Here is an 18,794-nt window from a genome sequence, read left to right as displayed (position 1 = left end):
TATAAATCATTATGAAAAATAAGCTTGGATTTCGTCAAAAAATTATACTTAGCCATATTTTTTTATTTGTGGTTTTTATTGCTTTTGCTTTTCCGTTTATCACTAAATCGGTGCAAAGAATCGTATTTAATAGCTTGCATGTGAGCACTTCTTATCTTGTAAACTTATTAGAGAAAGCACGAAATGAACAGCAAATTTTAACTCTTTTACAAGATGCAGATGATTATATCTTTTTTCATGTCTCTCTTTTTAATAATAAAGGCGAAGCATTATATGATTCTTCTTTAAAACAAGTGACTAAAAAAGAAAGCATAAATCCTTTAACACACTCAGAGGTTGTGGATGCTTTAGGGCACAAAATTGTTTATTTTATAGGTTATAATAAACAAGAAGCAGAAAAGCTGGCCTATATTACGCTGCCTTTTCATGTAAACAATCAAACATACATTTTGCGAACGGCTATTCCCTTTTCTCAAATGCATGAATTCACTTATGAATTTGAAATGTGGTTTTTGGCTTTTTGCTTTTTGGCCATGTTGTTTTTTGCTGCAATTACTTGGTTGATTTTTCATCGGATTAATTATCCTATTCAACAAATTATTCGTGCGATCAAACCCTATCAGTTAGGAGTAGAAACCGTCATCAATCCGATTGTATTGAGCGATTCCATCGATGAAAAAGATCAGTTTTATCAATTAGCACAAACATTAAATTCTCTTTCAGAACATTTGCGCCTTCACATTAAACAAATTATTGATGAAAGAAATGAAAAGGAAGCCATTTTAGATTCCCTAGGAGAAGGGGTTATTGCAGTAGATGCAGAGCTGCATATTCGCTATATCAATTTTATGGCTAGCAAGATGCTAAGAATATCTAAAAAAGATGTGTTGGGAAATGTTTTCGCCTTTGCTTCAGAAGGAACACCTAACGCTAAGCTGCTCAATAAATGTAGACAGCTTCTAGAAAGCTGTCAAAGAAAGCGTGCTTTACTAACTGATTCCATGATCGTTAACAATGGTAAAAAGAAATATATCGATCTTATTGCAGCTCCTAAAAATCATCGAAGTGGAGCTATTATAGTTCTACAGGATAAGACCAGTCATTACAAAGTTTTGGAAATGGGAAAGGATTTTGTGGCAAATGCTTCTCATGAATTACGCACACCCATCACAATTATTACAGGCTTTGCAGAAACCCTACAAGATTTGCCGGATCTGCCTCGTGATGTTGTTATAGAAATTACGGAGAAAATCGTTCGGAATTGTCAACGTATGGATAGTTTGGTCAAAAACCTATTGACTCTAGCTGATTTAGAAAACCTTCCTCCTTCTCGATTTACAGAATGTGATGTGGTAGCTATTGTGGAAACCTGCCTACAAGTTGTATTGTCCCTTTATGAAAAAGCGAAGATTCAGATTGAGAAAAGTGAGGAATCGATTCTTGTAGCGGCTGATCCTGATATCTTAGAATTAGCCATTATTAACTTATTGGATAATGCTGCTAAATATTCTCCTCCTCCAGCTGAAATTTTAGTGCAAATTGCACAAACTTCAGAAGAGGTCTCTATTACCATCCAAGATAAAGGAATTGGCATCCCCGCAGCGGATCTTGAACATATTTTTGAGAGATTTTATACTGTAGATAAAGCGCATTCAAGGCGTTTAGGAGGAGCTGGATTAGGTCTTTCTATTGTAAAAACGATTATTGAGAACCATCACGGAGTTATTTCAGTAAAATCTGAGATGGGAATAGGGACTACCTTTACTATTTTGTTGCCTAAGCTAAAACGTATAGTGCCTATTTAAGCCTCTTTCCTAAAACTCATTCCATTTTGGGTTTTCTTAGAGACGGTCTTTTTTTGATTTAACTGTGCTCGGCAATATTTCCTGATAGTCTCATAAAAAGCTGTTTCTATTGGGTATTGTTTGATCAAAGACTCTAGTTCTTGTCTATTGAATAGCTTTGTTTTTCCCCTTTCCCATTTCTTCTTTTCACCTGCAATGATTGCATAGGTAAACTCCTCTCCAAACATGGCTTGTAAAACAAAAAAGTGCGCAGAGCATAAATAACAACAAGCCCCTTTTTTATGAATCATTAAAAAATCAGCAAGCGGTGGAATTCCTTTCTTTTGTTTAATATCGTATTGATTAGTGCCTTGGATCATTTTATAATAGTTTTCTTGAAGAAGAGGATCCTCTGGCATAAGTTCATTTAAGGTAGGCTCATTTAATGTTTTTGCTTTAGCAATTAGAGCGTCTAATAAAGTGCATGCAGCTTGGTTATCGGGTAATATAGTTGGATAAAGCAGGCATAAAAGCCTAGCTGTAATCGTATAGAAAGGATGGTTCCTAGGTTCTTGTTCTTGGGCTAAAGGATAGAGGTTCAATTGTGATCCTTTAAGTGCTTGCGAAAGACGAGGGGACTTGTATTCTGTATGGCGTTTTACCGGGGGTTTAGGTTTAGGCGTGCTTCCTTGTTTTTGTGTGGTAAGTGATCTGTAGCTAAGGCCCGCTGCTCCATTGAAGTGTTTTTGCTGCAACTGATAAAAATTTTCTATCCCATTTATTACGACCCCTGTTTCTTTTGTGTCTTTTAACAAAGAATTTGATAGGAAAGTAAAAATCGCAAAGATGGCAAAAATAAAGGGGAGTACATTCATGATTTTACACTATAGGTAATAGGGTTTTTTTGTTCTGTAACAAACAACACCAGATCATAAATATCTTGATCTATTTTTACATGTAGACGAACCATTTCAGGGAGTTGTGCTTTTGTTTTTAGCCATGCAGATTCCCAAATAGCTTTTGTTTGATCAAATAACTCAAAGGTAAAAGCATGGACATTCTCTAATAGAATTTCATCTCTTTTACTATCTTGTTTAGAAAAGGTGCTTAAGACAAGTTGTTTATGATCGTTTACATAAAGCATAGAGTGGATCATTCCACAGAAATTTACCTCTTTATCTTTATTCTCATAGCAAAAAGTCAATGAGGGATGATCTTCATAGGAATCTATGTAGATGCCAGACTCGTTTTTAGCAAGAGAGTTTATGATTTGGTTCATTTTCAAACGCATCATTTCACGAGGAAAAATCATTTGCTTTAATTGAACCATTTCCTGCTTTTTTTCTAGAGTTTGCCTCAGTAAAGAGAATAAAAAACTCACTATGATCCCCATTAGAATCAAACCAATCAGAACTTCTAACAAGGTAATGGAGTGCTTTTTCTTAGGCATTTTTAAGTCATCCTTAAAGCAGATAATGATCTTAAATTATTGTTATATTTAAGATAAATAGGATTCCTATACATAGGATGAGCTGTTCTTTCGAATTTAACCTTTGCAGACGTTTTTGGATGCAATCTTAAGTAGCTGTATTAGCAAAAAAAGCTTTAAACAGACTTTAAGGCTTAATGTTCGTTGCTACCTGTTTTTTGCTAATTGAGAAAAAACAGGTAGCTTGTTAAGAGCTAATACAAATCCTCCATTTCCCAATATATTTGCACAAGTGATTACAGGATCAAATAAGATATACAAAGCGGTTATTAGAGAAGACATCTCTGTGGTAAATCCTAGTTGACTCTCTAAGATAGGTAGCATGACAATAATTCCCCCACCTGGAATAGCTGCTACAGAAAACTTTGCTATGACAAAGTAAAGAGCAAATAATAGGTAAGCAAAAAAAGCGGGTTCAGGAACGCCAAAGTTTTTCATAACCGCAAAAGCAAAAATAGGAATCGCAAAACAATCTCCGATTAAGTGAGTATTTACGGTTATGGGAGTGCTTAAGCGAGTTAAAGAAGGGTTTTTAGTATTTTTCTCAGTGCCTATAATTGTTAAAGGTATGGCAGCTGCACTTGACATGCTACTAAATCCTGTAAGAGCAGCTGGGAGCATATTTTTAAATGTGTGTAGAAAAGAAGATAAACAAAAGCGATTAGATACCAAATAGATGCATGCGATGTAAATAAATTGTGAAATAGCTACTAGTATAAAAATTAGAGAATAGTCGTAAATAATTGTATGAATGAGTTGATCGTGGATCAACTTCATGATGAATCCAGAGATAAAAATAGGGATTACAAAGGTCAGCAGATTAAGCATTCTCTGGATAGCTTTTTCAAAATAGAGCGAAATTTTTAGACCAAGCGTTGGTTTAAAAAGAGAAAAGAATATCCCAGAGAAGATCCCTGCAAACATCGCATGATCATTAGCAATCCATTTAGGAAGAGTAAAAGACCAAATAGGCATAAGAGCTATTTGATCTGCTGGCATTTTAATACAAAGATCGAATTGATAGATGATAGAGCCTATCTGGGAGCTAATCATTGTTGATAAAAAATTTGAAAAACAAAGAGCTATAAGAAGAAAAAAGATCGCTTTTGTAGCAGTACGCGATAGCTGAGAAAGCGTTTTAAACAGCAGCATGAAAATCATAATAGGCAGCATAAAAACAATTAAGGATTTTACAGATAAGCTCAGAGAGTAGACAAACTGCTTGAGATAAAGGGGAATGAATCGATCAATAGAGAGAATAAGAAGAATAATAGCCAAGAGGATAATTGGCATTTTACGAAACATAAAAAAATCCTTTTAGGAAGAATTTTCTCATATAACCTACATTGCTCTCAACTGTAAAATTTTTTTACATCAAGAGGTTTTATCTCTTTTATAAAAACAAATAGCCCCAAGCCCTACTGCAAGAAGTAGAAACACGCTTAAACTAATGGTATTAGAAAAAAAGGGATGCTCTATTGCAGGGATAACACCAAGTACGGTTAACAAAGCAATGACCACACCTGTACAAGCATCTCCTGCTACAAGACCAGAAGCGGCTAATACGCCTTTTTCAGAAGCTGTAGTCATATGTGTTGTTTTTTCTCTTTTTTTAACAAAAAAAGAAACAATCCCTCCTAACATCATTGCAGTACTCAAAGAAAGAGGTAAATATAAACCCAGAGCAAAAGGCAAAACAGGCAAGCGAAGTAGTTCCATAGATAGTCCTAAAAGCACGCCCACCAAAATTAAGGTAACAGGAATATTACCTTGAATCACTCCTTTTGCAATTAGAGCCATCATGGTGCCTTGCGGGGCTGGTAACTCTGCAGAGCCTAAAACATAGGCTTGATCTAACAAATATAGAGTGGTTCCAATGGCAAGAGCTGGTAGGAAAATACCGATAATCTCTGCAATCTGTTGCCATCTAGGAGTTGCACCGAGTAAAAAACCTGTCTTTAGATCTTGAGAGGTAGTACCCGCTAAAGCAATAGCAATATTGACAACTACACTCATGGTTAATGCAGCGATCAAATAGATGCGCTCGGTCCAACCAATAGCAACAAAAATTAAACATGTCAGAAGAAGGGTTGTTAAAGTCATGCCAGAAACAGGATTAGAAGTGCTTCCAACTATACCAACTGTTAGTGAAGTAACCGCTACAAAGAAAAATCCTAATACAGCAAGTAATACGATAGTTGTTAAATTCATGGCAGATCCAGGAAGGAGCCAAAGAGTGATAATAATGGCTAAAGATCCAATAATGAGCCAACGAAGGGAAATATCTCGATCCGTTCTGGGTATATTTTTTCTAGGAATTCTTTGGAATAATTCCTTGAAACCAACAGAAAAGGTTTTACGGATAATGGGTGCAATTTTTACTAAGCTAATTAACCCTCCAATGGCTACTGCACCAGCCCCGATGTAGCGAATGTAATTTGCCCAAATCTCTTCGGCAGACATTTGTGCAACAGGGATGGTTGCTGGGAAAATAATGGTTTGATTAGAACCAAATAGTTGAATTAAAGGAATAAGAATCCACCATCCTAAAGCTCCTCCCCATAATAGCAAACTGGTAATACGAGGACCTACAATGAAACCTACACCAAGTAAAGCAGCAGTGCAGTCCATACTAAATTCTGTTTTTTGAAAAAAAGGTAAAACCCATTTGGGAGTTTCTTTTAACAGTTGAAAAGCTCCAGAAAAGCATTTATGAATAGCTCCTACAATAATCCCTAGGAAAGCAAAAAAAGCCATCTTCTGAGAAGAAGCACCAGCTTGTAGAATCTGAGCACATGCCGTTCCCTCTGGAAACGGCAGTCTCTTATGTTCATGTACAATGATATAACGACGCATGGGGATCATAAATAACACACCTAAAATTCCACCTAATGCAGCCAATATAAAAATGCGCCAAGCAGATAAACGCTCCCCTAAAAAAAAGAGAGCAGGAACGGTAAAAATAACTCCAGCTGCTAATCCTTCTCCTACAGATGCTATTGTTTGTACAAGATTATTTTCTAAAATCGATACCTTTTTACAAAAAGTGCGTAAGATGGCCATGGATAATACAGCAGCTGGAATGGAAGCAGAAACAGTTGTGCCGATCTTTAAGCCTAAATAGGCATTACCAACTGCAAAGACCAGTCCGAGTATCATCCCCAGCAAAATGGCACGCAGAGTGAATTCTCTAGGTGCTTTTTCCGTAATATTTTTCATAGTAAAGAAGTTTTCTTTATTTTTGAAAATGCCGCGGAAAGAGATTTTTTACTATTCTTTTTTTATTTTATCCATGCATAAAGTATTTTAAATAACTAAGCTTAACTTAAAAGATTGATAATAAATCACCTTAAATCTACTTTTACAAAAGACTTGCTATTCAATATAGGATGAAAATCTAGACTTATATGTTGTATGAGCTAAAAAAGGATTTTTATGCTTATTTTTCTACTTCTTTTTTGAAGAAGCTTACATGCAAGTATTTGTTTTTGCAAATGCTTGGTTCTATGATTTGAAAGAATCAATAACTAATATCGTATAGATAATAATTAAAAAATAATTCTAGTATATTTATTTTATAAATAATTATTGCGCATGAAATTGATCAAAATAATATTAAAGTAACTTTTAAATTTAGGTATAAAATGAATTCTATCTCTCCCTTTAATAACATAACATCAAATACACCTCTATTTTTCTCTTCCGCAAATTCTTTTAATGTGACTATTTATCGAAGGGATACGTATCCAGATACATTAGAGGAGACCATTTTTAGATCAATTTTAGGGAACAACAGAGAAGATTCTCATTCTTCTTTTAGGATTAAGCGCGCAACTCCTATTAGATCCAGAACAAAAAAGAGCAAAGTGAAAAATTGTTCAGATGCTTTAAAAAGCATAAAGAAAGCTAAAGTATTCACAAAAGATTTGCAGAGTTCTTTAAGAAATGTCCGTTGCGATTTTTCTAATAAAGATAGTGAAGATAGTGAATCAGCAAAAAAAATGTATGATGATATGCAAAATTATTTACATTTCAATCGTGAAATAGAACCTCGTGAAGTAGAATTAAGCCGTTTTCTATTTTTGAGCAGAATTGTATTTAATTCAAAGAAGCCTATTTCTTCTGATTTAGTTAATAAGTATTTAGCTACACTTAATCAGATAGCGAAATTATTTTGGAAGCCCCAGCCTGTTAGTGAGCCTGAAAAGTCAAAGATAAAAATAATAATTACGGAGTTTTTGAAATATAAGTTAGTCGAAAAATGTAAGGATGATGAACGAGAAGCCATCCATTCAGCATGGAAACAATGCATGCTAGATATTTTTTCAGCATTTTCCTCTCTATGTCATATAACAGAAGAGTGTACCGCTTTTGCCATAAATTACGTAAGCAACTTGAGAGATTTAATAGGCATAATTCCTCAAGGGAAAAAAGAATCAATAGGAGGTTCTCTATGGAGTCATTTGCAAGGATTCATCATTATTACAAAAAATGAACCTAATGTAGAAGCAAGAAAAGCCTTACGAGAACAACTTCAGATTCAGAATATTAGAGGAGTTAGAGATCTAATCAATCAGGCTAACTTAGCTGCACAACAAGATGAATCCACTACTCCAAAAGAAGATTTAGTATTTCCTCAGAATATAACTGAAGATTCAACTAGCATGTTTACAGATCAAGCGGATCAGACTGATCTAGCCGATGAGGACTCTACAACTGCAGCGCAATCTATAGCTACTATGGAGGCTGTTGATTCTGTATTCTCAGCTGAGGATGAAGCTATTGAAGAAGAGGTAACTAGCATATTTTCAGCTTCAATAAATCAGACCCATGTAATCGATGAGATTCCTACAATCACAGCTCAAAGTACAACCGCTGAAGCTATAGATCAAGCAGATCAGACTGATTTAGCCGATGAGGACTCTACAACTGCAGCGCAATCTATAGCTACTATGGAGGCTGTTGATTCTGTATTCTCAGCGGAAGATGAAGCTATGGAAGAGGTAACTAGCACATTTGCAGCTTCAATACATCAAGCTCTTGTGGCAGATGAGGTTCCTGCAACCACAATTCAAGCATCTACTTCTGTGGATGTAAGTACTGTGTTCTCAACCCAAAGTATAACTGTTGAAGACGTAATTAGCGTGTCTACAGATCAAGCAAATCAAACTTACACGACCAGAGAATTCTCTGTAAACACAGCTCAACCTACACCTACTGTGGAGATTATTAGTTCTATATCCTCAATTCAGGATAAAACCACTAATGCTGTAACTAGCTCTACAGATCAAGATCAAGAGTCGAGCACCATATCTGCAGAAAAAAAACCTATTGAGAAGGTAACTAGTGCATCCCTGCAGATTCCTATTATAGCTACCTTAGTAGGGATTGCTTCTACATTATCTGCATCTATTGGGTATATTTTTTACCGCAAGAAAAAGTCAGAAATTGGCATCTCTCGTGCTAAATCTTCTGCTCAGGAGAGCACAGTCTAAAAACTTGAAGAAGTTTTAAAAAATCTTGCGTACTTCTATAGAAGAAATAGCAGAGCTATTTTCCTATGAAAATACGCAAGATACATCATTAATCGGTTCTGAAAAATGTCTTAAGGTGCATTCATTTTTGACTCATTTTCCATTGTGGGTGGCTCTTAGAGAAATTTTTAAATTTAACTGTTGTTAATTTTAATCATTGTATAAATTTATTATTAAAAATAAATATACACTTTGAATATGAGATGTGCTTCTAGCCTAATTTTAACTGTTATAAATACTTTCAGAAATCCTGATGGGGGAGAAAAAAATTGGTCTTATCCTATTGATTATGTAAGTATATTCAATAGACATGGTTCACAGACTACAAAATTACTAGAAGTACAACTTGTAAAAGCGGTTATAGGTCAAGCAGCTTCTCTTGCTGTAGTGTCCATAGCAGTTATAGAAACGATTGCTTATACAGCTTTGACAGCTGTTTCATTGGTGTTTTATCGCTACACCCACATGCCTTATACGTTTTCTATAAGCCTTTTAAAAAGTAGCTCTTTTACCATTGCCTGGGTTTTTTCTAAAATTGAATATTACTCTTTAATAAGTATTAGAGAGGGCCCTCTAGATTGGGCTCGATCAGATCAAGAAAGGCAGCGTAGACTGGTTATTCTATTAGTTATCAATGCTGTTATAGCTACTACAAGCTTTTTTTTTGGAGTGCATATGCTCCAAAACGAGCCTACTCATGAATCGTTTGCTAGACGAAAAATCAGTCCCAGTTGGTTTTTTCGAGATGAAGATAAAGTAGAAATCATTCGACAATTCTTACCAAGTGCAACAGATGGTTTTATCCAACATTGTATACGAAATGATATAATTTGGGGAGATTTGATGAGATTGCTAAACATTTCGCCTAGTCGATTAGAGAACCATCTTAGAAATCTAGATCAGAGATATAGAGGAGAGCCTGTGATTACTGCAGCTCTTGATGAGAATGAAGAGTGGGATGATGAAAACTATACGTATGTTTGTGCAATTACACTAGAGCCTTTAATAGATCCAGTACAAGATCCTACTGCAACAGGTACAAATCCTACACTGTATGAAAGAGAAGCTATTGTGCAATGGTTGAGTGCAAAGTCCATCTCGCCTTTTACTAGACAGCCATTAAGCGTTTCTAAATTGCTGGAAATAGATGAAAGGCTTCCAGAAACAGAAGTTCGAGCAGGGATTAGAGAGCAGCAAGAGAGAATAGCAAGGAAAAGAGCTAATAGAGAGATAGCTTAAATAGTACGGGTTTTTATGAGGAGCTGGTAAATAAAATATCTTTTTTTAGCTTTTGCATTTTCTGGGCATATCTCGATAAGAATACGAATCAAATAATGATTTTTTTCTCGTAAATGGGTATATCCATACTCTTTTATGATTAGTTTCTTAGAAGAAGAGCCCAGTTTTAGAATAAAGGATTTAGGTGCTGATAGTTCGATTTTCTCTTTTGGACCGTTTGCCGATAGAATGGCTAGAAATTTTTTTTCCTGAGAATATAAATCTTTTTTAATACTAGAAAATTGGAGATCAGCTAATCTACGTACCTGCAAATCTTGTAGGGATAGATACTCTTTTTGCAAAGATTTTATAGGCAAATAAGCAAAGGGTAGTATCATAGTGCTAAGTAAAAATAGGGCAATCAATAGCTCTAGTAATAAGAAAGAGTGCTTTTTGATAATGAGTAATTTCATAATGCTTTCTAATCTACCCGTGAAGGCTTTTTTTTGTATAGATTTGACAAAATATCTTTACATATAGTAGTCTTAATATTTTCTTAACAGAGATGGTAACATGCAATTACGTGGAAAATCTCTTTATAATTTGTTGCGGGTAAAGCATAACAATAACCCTAAAGCGCAGGTTCTCCCCTGGCAAGTAGAGGATTTGCGGGAGTTAACACTTGCTACTTTATTTACCCGCTTGGGTAAGCTTGGTGTTTTTTTTGATGAGTTAAGTTTTATAGAACAAGCTCAGCAATTTGATAATCCAGAGGAATTAACCGGGAATATGTGGACAAAGGATGAAGAGGGCTTAGCTAAGTGTTATCTTTTGTTGTTTGAGCTGTGGCGTAGACTTTTACCGGAAAATCCACCCCTCTCTTTGTTTTGCGATCAATTAGATTGTTTAATAGAGGCATATGACAGAGGATCTTTGGTAGAGTTTGATCCGTTGCAAGAAGCTTTAGAGTCATTGGAGGATATTCTTGATAATGCAGTGGATGAGGGAGGGTCTGCAGAAGAGGTTTTCTTATATGTATGTAGCTACTCTGCTCATGATTTAGAAAGTTTTATCCTCGATTACATCGCTGATCAAATGATAGAGGAAAATTACGTTGGTGCTTCTGAATTATTAGATGGGTTTTCTCCGTATGTAATTCATAAAAAACGCTTTGAAGCATTAAGAATCTGCTTATTTCTATCAACAGGTACCCCATCCGCTTCTTTGATGTTCGATCGATTTTTAGAGGATTTACAAGAAGAGCCAGATTTCGAATCTCTTTTGATTTTGATGGATTATTTAGTCTATCGCGGTAATCGAGAGTTTTTCTTTAAAGTAGTCAAACAAGCACTTCTTTGTATGCAAATGGAAGAACAATTTCAGGATGTGCTTGAAATGATGACTGAATATTATCATTACATGGATCTAGAAGAAGAAGAAAGGCGCATTTTGCAAATGAGTAATGCCCGAAAAAGTTTTCCTTTAGAAGCATTGCTGAATCGTAAAGATCCTGTTTATTTGGAAATAGTCAAAGAGGCATTAGAGAATGCGTAGAGGTTTGAAGTCTAAATAGTCACAAGAGGTTAAGATATATTGAACCCCGCGAGCTGGACCAAAAGGAAGCGCTTTTTTTCTTACGTTATGTAGGTGTCCAAATACGCAGTATTGAATCTGAAATTGTTCTAAAATTTCTGAAGCACGAGAGGAGTTTAAGTGAGGGCCAATGGGTGGATAGTGGGTTAACGCAATACGAACACGTGCAAGAGGAGATAGCTGTTTTAAGCTTAATTTTAATCGCTCTAGCTCTCTTAGAAAAATAACCTCTTGCTTTTCAGGACTCTCTTTTAAGGTTTTTTTTTGTAGAGGGTTTTCTTTGAATTCAATGTAGTTGTTAAATTGATATTCGTAAGTATCCCATAATCTACTGCCACCGATGGCTACATCTTGCCATAAAATAGCATCATTGTGAATACATTGAATGGAAGCTGGCATAGCTTGTGCAAGCTTTGCTTTGGAACTCCACCAATAATCGTGATTTCCTCGTAAGATGATTTTATGCCCAGGTAGAGCATCTAACCAGTTTAAGTCAATAAGAGCTTCCTTTAGGCGCATGGCCCAAGAGATATCTCCTGGAATCAACACCAAATCTTCTTTTTTAATACATTCTAGCCAATTAGCATGAATTTTATCGGTGTAATTTTTCCAAGCAGGACCAAAAACCTCCATAGATTTTTTAGGTGCGCCAAAACATAGATGTGGATCTGAAAGAGCCCAAATTTTCATTAGAGAGTAAACCCATCAGGAACTTTTGTTCCAGATGTTATAATGATAATCCCATCTCGAATATAAATACCACGATCTTTAAAGGTATCTAGATGATTTATAGCATTTGGGTTGGTCAATGTTACGTTATCACCGATAATGGTATGTTCATCGACAATCACTTTTTTCAATAGGCAGTTTTTACCGATAGAACAAAATTGCGGTAGAGTACTAGGAGAGGGGAATGCACTAAGATTTCCCACCAAAACGCAACTTTCAATGACACTGCCGGATCCTATTCTTATTCGCATACCAACTACGCTATTGGTAATTTGAGAAGCTTCGTTAATGGATCCTTGAGCAATAATGGAGTCACTTACTCTTGCATTTCTAAGTAAAGTACTGGGCAATTGTTGCGCAGTAGTAAAAATAGGTTTGGTATCAAGATGATTTTCTTTGGTTAAAGCTAAATTTGCCTGATAATAGGAAAGAACAGTACCAATATCTTCCCAATACCCATCATGTTGATAGCAATAGGTGCCTCCCTTATTCACTTGCAATGGAATAAGATGCCTACCAAAGTCATCCCCTTCTTCTTTTAGCAAATTAAAGAGAGCATCTCTTTTACATAGATAAATACCCATAGATCCTAAGTATTTTGTTGTAGGTTGGATAAATCGTTTTAGGGTGGCTATATCAGAGGGTTTTTCAAAAAAGTCCAAGACTTCTCTTTTAGCAGAAATATTGAGTACTCCCATACGCTTTGCTTCTTGCTCTTCAACACTTAAAGCTGCAATGATAAAATCGGCATCACTCTCTTCTGCAAAGGCAAATAGCTTATTAAAATCCATATTGTAGAGTTGGTCTCCTGATAGAATTAAAAAATATTCTGAAGAGGAGGCTTCAAAATGCTCAATGCTTTGTCTGATAGAATCAGCGGTTCCTTTAAACCAAACTTTGCGCGTAGGTGTTTCTTCAGGCGACAGCAGTTGAATATTGCTCTTATGAAATTGATCGAAGTGATAGGTCTCATAAATATGTTGTTGCAAAGAAGAGGCTAAGTATTGAGTAATCACAAAGATCGAGTCTAATTTAGCATGTAAACAGTGAGAAAGAGGAATGTCAATTAAACGATAGGTTCCGCCAAAGCAAACCGCTGGTTTACAGCGGGTTTGGGTAAGAGGAAACAAACGAGTCCCTTGGCCCCCTGCTAGAATAATACAATCGGTCTTTTGCGCAAAAGCGAGCATATCCATGTAGTATCTAAAATTGTATTAAATTATTTATAGGATCAGATTTTAACAAATCTATTTAATCGTCTTTTAACAACTAATGGATTAGTAGGCAAGAGGGGTTACTTTGTTTATATGATTTATAATTTGTATTTATAAAATAAATCAAATCTCTGTATTTAGGTTATCTATCATAACTCTTTGCTGAAGAAATAGATGACGGGATTTCATGGACTTAACGAAAGTTTTTATGAGAACAAGGGCCTAAAAACCCTCGATAGTAGTCAAAGATACCTCTTAATGCTGCACGATGTAAAAGGCGTGTTGTTTTAGTAAACCGAGGATAAAAAGCATGGAGAAAGAGAGAAAATAGCTCCTTAGGAAGCTGAAAATAATAAAAGGCAAATCTCTGTTTTCTAGGAAGATGATGTTTTAAAAAAACTAAGCGATTGCGAAAGTAAAAATAGTGCCATAGAGCCCCTCTTCCTTGGAAACCGCAAGAAATCTTATGCCAAACTTTTGCTTGAGGTACAAAAAGACAACTATAACCAGCTTTTCTGATACGCCAACACCAATCAACTTCTTCCCAAATAAGGAAGAATTCTTTGGATAGAGTGCCTACTGTTTCTATTACTTCTTTTGTCACAAAAATAGCACAGCCACAAGCATATTCAATTTCTGCAGTGCTATTATACTCGTTTGCTAGATCAATTTCTTTATAGCCCTTATGATAGAGACGAAGGGTTTTAGAATGAAGAAATCCGCCTGCATGCCAAAGCGTTATAGGTTCATCGTAGTAAAAAATTTTGGCACCTAAGCAACCAGCCTTTGGATGGGCTTGGGCGGTTTGTACAAAGTGGGTGAGTAGATCTTTTGCAATAACCGTATCGTTATTAAGTAAGAGTACGTATGTGCAGTCATGTTTGATTGCATAAGCTATACCCTGGTTATTCCCTTCTGCGTATCCCAAATTTTCTGGCATAGATAAGAGAGTGATTTTAGGAAAATGCTCTCTTAGTGTTGTCCCATCAGTGGGATGCAGGCTATTGTCGACAACAATTGTTTCAAAAACAGGGTAGTCTAAAGCAAAAACCGATTGTAGACATTCAATCGTATTCGCTAAAGATCCATAATGTAGAATAATAATGCCAACTTTAGGAAGCATTTTATACAAAGGTTTTTAAATAGATATTCTTTGTATAACACAATCAGGGATATTTTAGGAAGAGGCTTCTGTCAGATTTTTTGACCTCATGTGCATGGTAGCTAGATCGGACAAATGGACCGCAGAACAGCGGTTGGGGTAGCAAATTTATTGATAAATTGACCAAGGATTTACAGAATTGAGGGCATTTTATCTGGAATATAAATTAGTGCCACCCGCAGTGGCACAATTTAACGAGCTCGAACACCTAGGGATTTTGGCTCAAATTCCTTGGAGCTTATAACATTAGACCTCTTTCGAAACCCATTAGCACAGCTCCAGATTATAAATCCCAGCAATTAGATTAAATCGAAGACCAAACCTTTTTCGTCTATTTCTATAACGATCAGCTAAAATTTTGAATCGCTTAAGCAAGCCAATAACATTTTCATTAATTACGCGTTCTTTGGAAAGCAATTGATTATTTTTTTTATCTTGTTTTTTTAAGGGATTTTTCTTACTTCTTCTCTTAGGCATTTGGGTTTTAGTATGAAGCTTTTGAAGTCCTCTATACCCTCCATCTGTTAAAAGATTTATTTCGGCATGAAACTTAATTTTAGATTCTTTAAATACCCTAAAATCATGCCTTCTGCTTTTAGAAAAAAAGGTGCAAATAATCTTTTTTCTTGCTCATTACAAGCTGCGTCTTTAGCGTATGCCTTTTCTTCTTTCCAGAGTAAAAACGCTTTTGTTTTTTTTAGGCCGCTCTATAGGTGTTTCTGTGGCATCAATTAAAATGATCTCATATTCCCTATCGCTTTTTACTAATTCTTTGCGCCCTGGCAGGGCAAAGAGAGGATGTTTAATTAACGTGTCTTCTACCCATCGTATGGTTTTGTAAGCCGTACTTTCGCTTACATTATAGCTTTGGCTTATATGAAAATATGTCCTATATTCTCTTAGGTATTCTAAGCTCATAAGCAGCATATCTTCTATTCTTAATTTATTGCTTCGGCCTCCTCGGGCTTTTTTCGTTTTGTGACTTTCCAATAAAATCGATATCATTTGATCAAATGTGCTACGTTTCACTCCTGTTAAACGTCGGAATTTCTCGTTATCTAGGTCTTTTGCTTTTTCAAATTTCATAAGGCTCTTGCAGTTTTTAAGAGCGTTATTTTATAGAAAAGATCTTTTGTTTTCTAGTTTCGAAAGAGCTCTATTGTCTTGATGGAAAAACTGGGCAGCATTGAAGAACGCATCTGGTACTCTAATAAAACATTAGAGAATGGTTGGATCCGTAACATGCTCTCTACCTGGGTAGCTGCTGTATAAGGGATAGAAGAAAGGCGATAACGAACTTCAGAAACATCCTACCAGCTCCACGATTTAACGCAACAAGTATTAAAAGATTCCTTCTTATTACTCATAAAGATTATATAGATTGGTTTATTTTGCTAAGGAATAAAGGATCTACTTGCTTTATTGCGCGGGTTTCAATATTATAAACATCGCGCAACAAACATGTTTTTATGTTTTTTACGCGATGTTTATAAAAAAAATAGTCGCGCTTGAAACATTCAATTATGTTTGTTGCGCGGTTTTTATGAAAATAAAAGTCGCGCATCAGCGCTCATAATGTTTTTTTTGGCTGTAAGTAAACATAAAAAATGTATTAAAAATAGTTGCTAGGTACATATGGCTAATAAAAAAGCGGGAACCGGGGACATTTCAGAAAAGATCATAGGGCGTTTAAAAGAGCAGGAATTACTGCAAGATCTCGTTAAATCTAAGAAATCAGAGTTCATTGCTGTTTACGGCCGTCGTAGAGTGGGAAAAACTTATCTCATCAAAAACTTTATGGGGTCTTTCCCCTACGTATTTTTTCATGTAACTGGAGTACAAAAAGGTCCTATAAAAGCTCAACTAAAAGAATTTGCTAAGCAAATAGGTAAAACCTTTTATCAAAGTCCGTCTATTATCCCTCAGAAAAGCTGGGATGATGCTTTTGAAGACCTTACCAAAGCCATCAATGAGCTCCCAAAAGAACAAACTGTTATCCTTTTTTTTGATGAATTTCCCTGGATGGCGACACCGCGTTCAAAAATTCTTATAGCATTGGAGCTGTATTGGAACCGTTATTGGGTTTTTGATAAACGCATCAAACTAATTATCTGTGGGTCTGCTACCTCCTGGATTATTAATAACATCATCAATAACAAAGGCGGTCTACATAATAGAGTAACGCGCACAATTCAATTGCAACCATTTTCTTTACATGAAACAGAGAGCTATCTAAAAGAACATAAAATCCACCTTAAGCATAGACAAATTCTCGATCTTTATACAGTTTTAGGAGGAGTTCCTCTCTATTGGTCCTTTGTGCGGAAGGGCCGTTCTTCCCATCAATGTATCGATGAACTATGCTTTCAACGCAACGGTCCTTTAGTCAATGAATTTGAACGTTTATTTGAATCGCTTTTTGATGATCCCAAACCTTATACAGAGCTTATTCGTTTTATTGCAAAACATCGATATGGAATAGGTCAAGCGGAACTGATCAAGCTAGCTAAACTTCCTAATGGCGGCAGTACGATTGATAGATTGCATCAATTAGAAGAAGCTGGTTTTATCACCAGCCTTGTTCCCTATGGGCATAAGGATAAGGGGGTATACTGCGTAATGGATGATGAGTATAGTCTTTTTTATCTGCGATGGATTGAGCCAAATTTGAAGACCATTGCTAAAAAAGAAATAAATGAAGGATTTTGGTTATCCCTATCTAGCCAATCGAGTTGGAAGACATGGGCTGGTTATGCCTTTGAATCTATCTGCTATAAGCATATTAATCAGATTCGCCGTGCTTTACATGTCAACCCAGGTGCTCATGTAGGAACTTGGCGTTATTCTCCAAGAGTAAAAGATGGCCAAGAGGGAGCCCAAATTGATTTGCTTTTTGATCGGCAAGACGGAGTAATTACGCTTTGTGAAATCAAATGCTCTGATAACCAGTTTGCAATTGATAAATCGTATTATCAAGAACTTGTGCGAAAAATGGAAGTATTTAGAAAGCAAACAAGAACAAAAAAACAGCTTTTTTTATCCATGGTTACTACGTATGGATTAAAAAAAACAATATATTCCGAGGAACTTATTACAGACCAAGCGACTCTTGAAGATTTGTTTAAGGAAATATATAAATGATGATTGATCTTTCTATCCTTTTGTCATGAGGTCTTTGACTTCATGTGCATGGTAGCTAGATCGAACAAATGGACCGCAGAACATTTGCTTAATCCCTATCTCTCGACCGTAGTCTGCATATTTTTGAAATTGCTCAGGAGTAATGAACTCTTTAACAAGAAGTTTTTTTCTATTTGCTTGCAAGTATTGCCCAATGGTAATGATATCACAGCCTGCTGTTTTCAGATCATCAATGGCTTGTTTCACTTGCTCAGGTGTTTCTCCTAAACCCACCATTAAGCCAGATTTAATAAATTGCGCTTTATGTGATTGTTTTACATAAGAGAGGATATTTAAAGAGCGAAGGTAGGTTGCTTTGTGCCTTACCCTGGGTGTTAATTCCTCAACGGTTTCTAAATTGTGGTTAAAAATGTCTGGTTGCTCTTTAAGAAGAAGATCAATGGCAGCGTAGTCCTCTGAAAAATCAGAGGTTAACACTTCAACCGTCACTTCTTTGCATTCTGCACGTACCTGGCGGATAATGGCTGCCATGTGAGAAGCTCCTTTATCGACAAGATCATCTCGTGCAACCATAGTGATAACCACATGCTTTAGTCCTAATTCTTGTGTACATAAAGCAATACGGCTTGGCTCATCAGCTTCAGGTTGTTTAGGGGTTTTTGAAAAATCGATATCACAAAACCCGCAATTACGCGTGCACTGTTTACCAAGTGCTAAGAAGGTAGCTGTGTGGTTGGAATAACATTCAAAACGATTGGGGCATTTTGCTTCTTCACATACCGTATTTAAACGATGCCTGGTTAAGATCTCTTGTGTGTGTGATAAGTTTGAGCCTCTGGGTAGTTTTCGATGTAACCAAGAGGGGAAACGTCCGGGTCTTAACAGTTGTGAAGAAGAGTAAGACTCGGGATTGATCGGCAGTTTATTGGG

At 36.0% G+C, this 18,794-nt stretch carries 14 protein-coding genes and 1 pseudogene; 5 read left to right on the top strand and 10 right to left on the bottom strand.

Going from position 1 to position 18,794, the window contains the following annotated elements; translation table 11 throughout:
* Nucleotides 1–11 precede the first annotated feature (11 nt).
* Nucleotides 12–1,805: a sensor histidine kinase gene (locus RHTP_RS06755; protein ID WP_138107367.1), complete on the top strand. Its 1,794-nt coding sequence runs from the start codon at nucleotides 12–14 to the stop codon at nucleotides 1,803–1,805.
* Here RHTP_RS06755 and RHTP_RS06750 read toward each other — a convergent pair.
* From RHTP_RS06750 to RHTP_RS06735, 4 genes are all read right to left on the bottom strand, one after another.
* Complete coding sequence (locus RHTP_RS06750) at nucleotides 1,802–2,659, bottom strand: hypothetical protein (RefSeq protein ID WP_138107366.1); 858 nt, start codon at nucleotides 2,657–2,659, stop codon at nucleotides 1,802–1,804. The two genes, RHTP_RS06755 and RHTP_RS06750, sit on opposite strands and share 4 nt — an antisense overlap.
* Entirely contained in the window at nucleotides 2,656–3,234 is a 579-nt protein-coding gene (locus tag RHTP_RS06745) for a type II secretion system protein (protein ID WP_138107365.1), read from the bottom strand. The genes RHTP_RS06750 and RHTP_RS06745 overlap by 4 nt, the downstream gene beginning before the upstream one ends.
* A gap of 186 nt (nucleotides 3,235–3,420) precedes the next feature.
* Entirely contained in the window at nucleotides 3,421–4,578 is a 1,158-nt protein-coding gene (locus RHTP_RS06740) for a cation:dicarboxylate symporter family transporter (RefSeq protein WP_138107364.1), read from the bottom strand.
* Between the two features lie 69 nt (nucleotides 4,579–4,647).
* Nucleotides 4,648–6,492 (bottom strand): OPT family oligopeptide transporter, encoded by a 1,845-nt coding sequence (locus RHTP_RS06735; protein ID WP_138107363.1) that lies wholly within the window; start codon nucleotides 6,490–6,492, stop codon nucleotides 4,648–4,650.
* A gap of 647 nt (nucleotides 6,493–7,139) precedes the next feature.
* Between RHTP_RS06735 and RHTP_RS06730 the strand changes: the two genes are divergently transcribed.
* Nucleotides 7,140–8,768 (top strand): hypothetical protein, encoded by a 1,629-nt coding sequence (locus RHTP_RS06730; protein WP_138107362.1) that lies wholly within the window; start codon nucleotides 7,140–7,142, stop codon nucleotides 8,766–8,768.
* A 237-nt stretch (nucleotides 8,769–9,005) separates the two neighbouring features.
* The gene (locus tag RHTP_RS06725) at nucleotides 9,006–10,046 is read left to right on the top strand and encodes a U-box domain-containing protein (protein ID WP_138107361.1); all 1,041 of its coding nucleotides are present in this window, start codon (nucleotides 9,006–9,008) and stop codon (nucleotides 10,044–10,046) included.
* On the opposite strand, the gene RHTP_RS06720 is transcribed toward RHTP_RS06725, so the two are convergent.
* Nucleotides 10,043–10,498 carry a hypothetical protein gene (locus RHTP_RS06720; RefSeq protein ID WP_138107360.1) on the bottom strand — a complete coding sequence of 152 codons (456 nt, stop codon included), beginning with the start codon at nucleotides 10,496–10,498 and terminating at the stop codon, nucleotides 10,043–10,045. The genes RHTP_RS06725 and RHTP_RS06720 overlap by 4 nt on opposite strands.
* Nucleotides 10,499–10,598: 100 nt before the next feature.
* On the opposite strand from RHTP_RS06720, the gene RHTP_RS06715 reads away from it, so the two are divergent.
* Nucleotides 10,599–11,579: a hypothetical protein gene (locus RHTP_RS06715; RefSeq protein ID WP_138107359.1), complete on the top strand. Its 981-nt coding sequence runs from the start codon at nucleotides 10,599–10,601 to the stop codon at nucleotides 11,577–11,579.
* Here the strand turns inward: RHTP_RS06715 and RHTP_RS06710 are convergent.
* The 4 genes and pseudogenes from RHTP_RS06710 to RHTP_RS06695 form a co-directional block, all read right to left on the bottom strand.
* Nucleotides 11,565–12,308: a metallophosphoesterase gene (locus RHTP_RS06710; RefSeq protein WP_138107358.1), complete on the bottom strand. Its 744-nt coding sequence runs from the start codon at nucleotides 12,306–12,308 to the stop codon at nucleotides 11,565–11,567. The two genes, RHTP_RS06715 and RHTP_RS06710, sit on opposite strands and share 15 nt — an antisense overlap.
* Nucleotides 12,308–13,543, bottom strand: coding sequence for a sugar phosphate nucleotidyltransferase (locus tag RHTP_RS06705; RefSeq protein WP_138107357.1), 1,236 nt, complete (start codon nucleotides 13,541–13,543; stop codon nucleotides 12,308–12,310). The genes RHTP_RS06710 and RHTP_RS06705 overlap by 1 nt, the downstream gene beginning before the upstream one ends.
* Nucleotides 13,544–13,754: 211 nt before the next feature.
* Entirely contained in the window at nucleotides 13,755–14,684 is a 930-nt protein-coding gene (locus tag RHTP_RS06700; protein ID WP_138107356.1) for a glycosyltransferase family 2 protein, read from the bottom strand.
* Between the two features lie 306 nt (nucleotides 14,685–14,990).
* Nucleotides 14,991–15,809 (bottom strand): annotated as a pseudogene (locus RHTP_RS06695) (IS5 family transposase).
* A gap of 549 nt (nucleotides 15,810–16,358) precedes the next feature.
* Between RHTP_RS06695 and RHTP_RS06685 the strand changes: the two are divergent.
* Nucleotides 16,359–17,864 (top strand): AAA family ATPase, encoded by a 1,506-nt coding sequence (locus RHTP_RS06685; protein WP_138107354.1) that lies wholly within the window; start codon nucleotides 16,359–16,361, stop codon nucleotides 17,862–17,864.
* Between the two features lie 12 nt (nucleotides 17,865–17,876).
* Here the strand turns inward: RHTP_RS06685 and lipA are convergent, their stop codons facing one another.
* The gene (lipA, locus tag RHTP_RS06680) at nucleotides 17,877–18,785 is read right to left on the bottom strand and encodes a lipoyl synthase (RefSeq protein WP_350339690.1); all 909 of its coding nucleotides are present in this window, start codon (nucleotides 18,783–18,785) and stop codon (nucleotides 17,877–17,879) included.
* Between the last annotated feature and the right edge of the window lie 9 nt (nucleotides 18,786–18,794).

Source organism: Candidatus Rhabdochlamydia sp. T3358 (assembly GCF_901000775.1).
Classification (GTDB): domain Bacteria; phylum Chlamydiota; class Chlamydiia; order Chlamydiales; family Rhabdochlamydiaceae; genus Rhabdochlamydia.
The sequence above is the reverse complement of the archived record's forward strand: the minus strand, read 5'-3'. Positions and strand labels throughout refer to the sequence as shown.